Raw genomic sequence first — 4,219 nt, forward strand, 5'->3', positions numbered from 1 at the left:
TGGGATTTAGCGGTATACTGTAAGTGGCTCATTAGGACTACCTCCTGTTTGTTTTGTCACTTACAGTATAGTCCTTTTGGGCTTTTTATTGTCGTTGAAAATCAACTAGCACCACGAGTAAAATTAATAAGGGGTAAATTATGCTAGCAGAGTTACAAAATAAAATTGAAAACGAAGTTTTTAAAATTGAAAACATTAATTTATCGAATTTGGGGATATATTTTTTGTCTCAACCACCTTATTTTCCCGAGGGAATAAATGTAGTTGAGAATAAAAATGGAAACTATAATTTGATTTTTACTGAACGCGGAAAAGTAACATCTGAAGTTATTGGTTTAACTGCTGATGAGGTAGATTATAGGTTATTAAAAGTTGTAGTGCAAACTATCTCATCTGAAAAAATAGAAGGGACTAATGAGTTTGAAATCAAAGAATTAATCAATAATCATGCGTTTGATAAAATTGATCAATTAGTTAAAAAGATGAAAGAGAAAAGATATCAATATGAGAAAGAATTATTGGGTAAAATTAATCCTAAATACTCTATCTGGTATGAAAACGAACATTAAGCATTATCTTAATTTATTGAGTAGAATTTCAAGGGCAATTTCACAGTGAAAAAAGTCTAAATATGAATGTTAAGGATATCATGGGAGCAATTGATACACTCACTGACACCATTTATAAATATCATATAAATGGTGTAAATATTCAATTAGAGTATTTAGATGATCTTAGAAATATTTTAGCGGATAACATTACCTTATCTGAAAGAAAGAGAATCGCAATCTATATGACCTTTTGGTGCAGGAGTAATTCCCTAAGTAGACCTAGGCATCTAGCTTAGGTTTCTTTTATTCATTACTCTGGCCGCTCGGGGAATCCTTGGGCAGTGCGCAAATCTGCGTGTCCAACCTGATGATCGACCGTGTGGTGGCCTTGGGCTATAATGATGACCGATGGGAAAAGCGGACAGCTAAGATGCTGCGCGAGGCGCAAATCGCTCATCTGCAGCGCTCAACGGCTTTTATGAGTCACGATGAGGCTCTGAGTTATTACCGTTTGAATGACAGTCAAGAGGAGGACAGCTAATGGGATTTCATGTCGAGATGGCTGAGGTCAAACGCCACCTGGAGACCTTACAAAAGGAAGCCAAGGCGACCAGCACAGACCTGGAAGGGGCCAAGAAGGCGACCAATAAGATTATCCAGTCGGGAGCCATGTACGGCCAGACCGGCGAAGTGATCTACAACCAACTGAATAACTACGACGCGGCTTTGGCGGTCTCTATGATGGATGCTCTGACGCTGCTGCCCAGTGAATTTTCGCAGGCGGTGAGTGACTTTCAGACCACGGTTAAGGAAACCAATGACGGGGCCATCCTTGATGAGGATTACCTGACTCAGCTGGGGACCAAGTTGGACCATAAGAAGACGGCCCACACCAATCTGGAGAAGAAAATCGCCACCATCTATGATGGTATTTCCGATATTGTCCAGCTGGATCCGCCCAAGAGCCACTATGACCGCAAATCGGACAATGCCAAAAAGGTGCTGACCTATACGGTTCAGTGGGTCAACCAGTTTGACAGTGCCAAGTCAGCCAGCAGTACAGAAAGTCTGCTGGAGGCGGACAGTACGGTATTAGGCTACCTCCAACAAATCGCCGGGCTGGCCTATACGGATCCGACCTACAGCCAGTTTGTGGGGAATGCCCAGTTTGGGGAGGCTATCCACAAGTCCGACACGCAAATTAAAGCCGCCATCAAGAAGGCGGAAAAAGAAGCTAAAGCAGCAGCCGAGAAGGTGGCCAAGAAGAAGGAGGCGGATTGGAAGAAGCACCACCCGATTCAAAACTTCTTTCGCGGGCTGAAGAACTGGGCGGTGGCAGGCTTAGAGGCCGATGCCAAGAAAGGGACTATCTTGGATAAAGCAGTTGTCGGCGCTTTAGAGGGGGCTGTTACCCTTCTGGATGGCGTTGCTGAAGGGGCGCCAACTTTATCCAGCTGGAAATCGAGGCCCAGCATGTCCAAGACGGGACAGCGCAAGCTTGGGAGAAGGCCGATCTCACTGGGGCTTGGGCCAGCACGAAGGGAGCTGGGAAGCTGCTGCTGGGGACCGTCGCCCAAAATATTCAGCTGTATGCGACTCTAGCTGACGCGGGTATTCAGTCTCCGAGCGATACTTGGCAGGGGCGGTTTATGAATGAGCTGACTGGTGATGCTCGGCTGGCCAAACAATTCTGGGCACACACGGGCAAGGAGATTCGCCAAGCCTTTAAGGAGGATCCGGCGAAAGCGACAGGCCGGGCAGCTTTTGAGATTGGAATGCTGGTGCTTCCCTGGGTTAAGGCCGGGGAAGCGGGCGAGGCGGCTAATCTGGCTTCAAAGGCGGCTGAAGGGACTGAGGCTCTCAATGATTTGGACAAGGCTGCCGAAGGTGCCAGAGTACTGGAAGGGTTATCCGAGGTGGCTGGTTTTGGGGATGAGCTGACCAATGCGGGGAAGCTCCGCTCCTTTGAGGAGGGGATGCAAGAGCTCTATACCGCAGCGAGGGCAGCAGCCGAACCGGTCGGTCCAGTCCAAGGAGTCGCAGGCACTGTAGGTGAGCAGCTGCAGGACCTTGGGTCTGCCTTACGGTATGGCCCAGAGCTGGCCACAGCGGGCGGCGATATCAGTGTGGCTGCTGAAACGGGTGAGAGCCTCTCCACCCTCGGCCAGGTTCAGGAGATTAGCCGAGCCGGAGCCGAAGAGGTTGGCAGTGTGGCTGGCAAGCTAGATGAGGCTGGGGACTTAGGACGAGCTGAGGAAGTGACAGGTTCATCAGCAAATCCCCATTGGGAAGGAACCCAGTGGGAAAGCCATATGGATGATCTCCACACCAATATGTTGGCTAATAATAGACCAGTTACTTCCGAAGTACATAGCATGGACGAAATTGCCCAGCAAAAAGTCCTTCACCAGTTGGATACTGGCGAGGTGCAGCTTTCGACCAATCTGGCAAAGGGTAACTATGGTGAAATCGTTCAAGATGAGTACTACCGCCAGTTTGGCTACGAGCGTATCAGCAAGGACATGGTGACCAGTCTTGATAGCCCTGGTCATCAGGGCATTGATGGGGTTTACTACAATCCAGATGGCCACCCACCTTATATTATCTCGGAAGCAAAGTATAACACAGCAAGGCTGAGTAAAGGCTTGGCAGATGGTACGGATCAGATGGATATTGACTGGATAGATAACCGTCTGGATGATGCGATTAGTGAAGAGCATGCGATAAAAATTCGTAAGTCTATGCTTAGTGGAGACGGCGATGTCCAGAGTAACCTTTTTAATGTTAAAGCCAACGGCGATATTACCATTAACCAGCTTAATGATGCGGCTCAAAAAATGAAATGAGGACTATAAATGTTCAGAGATAAATACAAAAATGAAGAGTATTTTAAAAAAAGCCTGAAGTTTAATATTAAGGCATTTGATGAATTTGAGGCAATGAAGTCAAATATAAATGAAAGTAGAGTCCATAGGTTCTATCTTTTTCAGTCAGGATATTCAAAAAAAATAGTGACTATCAGTTGCTCTCTTGGATTACCTCATGAAGAGGTCTTCAAATGGTTTAAAATCAGTTTATATTATTACCAAATGTTTTATGAACGCAAGGGTAATATTTATAGTATCATAGACTACCTTTCTCTAGCTGTTCTCTTTGAAGACCGAAAAGAGGAGTTTATAGAAGATATTGAGAAGCTTTTCAATAAGTACATGACCTTCGTAGGTGAAGGAGAACAATTGCAAGAGGACTATATTGAATTTTTGGCCATGTATTTATTACGAGGGGAAAGGGTCAATTACCACTCGCATTTGGAGTATCTCAATTTGATGGGGGATACGGCTGACTCTGTCATTGAAGCGCAGAAGTTCTGGTATTATGCCCATTCAGAGGCGGCTTGGTACGACACGCACAAGACAGAAGATGCCTACTACGGCTACTGGTCTTTTGACACAGCGGCCCTCTGTAAAATCCGCGGAATTTATGACGAGCGCCTGAAGGACTTGGATTATTTCCCTTATGACTTATTGGTTCAAAAGGACCATTAGTATGATATAATAGGCTCGGGCTAAGGTCTGAGCTTATTTTTCGTAGGGTCGTGAGTCAAAAACCTCAGGCAGCAGCTGACCGAGGCCAATGGATATACGGAAGAAGAGGTCAAGAAGCTCAAG

5 protein-coding genes are annotated in these 4,219 nt (G+C 45.9%); all 5 read left to right on the top strand.

Features of this window, described 5'->3' with window-relative positions:
- Window positions 1-140 precede the first annotated feature (140 nt).
- The 5 genes from ACFOSE_RS07925 (at window position 141) to ACFOSE_RS07945 (ending at window position 4,096) form a co-directional block, all read left to right on the top strand.
- A complete protein-coding gene (locus tag ACFOSE_RS07925) occupies window positions 141-569 on the top strand; it encodes a hypothetical protein (RefSeq protein WP_380432265.1) in 429 nt (142 codons plus the stop codon).
- Between the two features lie 316 nt (window positions 570-885).
- Window positions 886-1,092, top strand: a complete 207-nt coding sequence (locus ACFOSE_RS07930; protein WP_380432267.1) for a hypothetical protein — start codon at window positions 886-888, stop codon at window positions 1,090-1,092.
- A complete protein-coding gene (locus ACFOSE_RS07935) occupies window positions 1,092-2,153 on the top strand; it encodes a T7SS effector LXG polymorphic toxin (protein ID WP_380432268.1) in 1,062 nt (353 codons plus the stop codon). Before ACFOSE_RS07930 ends, ACFOSE_RS07935 begins: the two co-directional genes overlap by 1 nt.
- 47 nt (window positions 2,154-2,200) lie before the next feature.
- Window positions 2,201-3,397, top strand: coding sequence for a hypothetical protein (locus ACFOSE_RS07940; RefSeq protein ID WP_380432270.1), 1,197 nt, complete (start codon window positions 2,201-2,203; stop codon window positions 3,395-3,397).
- Window positions 3,398-3,406: 9 nt separating this feature from the next.
- Window positions 3,407-4,096 carry a PoNe immunity protein domain-containing protein gene (locus ACFOSE_RS07945; RefSeq protein ID WP_380432272.1) on the top strand — a complete coding sequence of 230 codons (690 nt, stop codon included), beginning with the start codon at window positions 3,407-3,409 and terminating at the stop codon, window positions 4,094-4,096.
- Window positions 4,097-4,219 lie beyond the last annotated feature (123 nt).

Origin of the sequence: Streptococcus dentapri (genome assembly GCF_042649885.1) — a bacterium.
GTDB lineage: Bacteria > Bacillota > Bacilli > Lactobacillales > Streptococcaceae > Streptococcus > Streptococcus dentapri.

What these genes read in the sequence shown, in the direction of transcription:
- ACFOSE_RS07945 (WP_380432272.1), top strand. Translation starts at nt 3,407, where the DNA reads ATGTTCAGAGATAAATACAAAAATGAAGAGTATTTTAAAAAAAGCCTG.
- ACFOSE_RS07940 (WP_380432270.1), top strand. Translation starts at nt 2,201, where the DNA reads ATGAATGAGCTGACTGGTGATGCTCGGCTGGCCAAACAATTCTGGGCA.
- ACFOSE_RS07935 (WP_380432268.1), top strand. Translation starts at nt 1,092, where the DNA reads ATGGGATTTCATGTCGAGATGGCTGAGGTCAAACGCCACCTGGAGACC.
- ACFOSE_RS07925 (WP_380432265.1), top strand. Translation starts at nt 141, where the DNA reads ATGCTAGCAGAGTTACAAAATAAAATTGAAAACGAAGTTTTTAAAATT.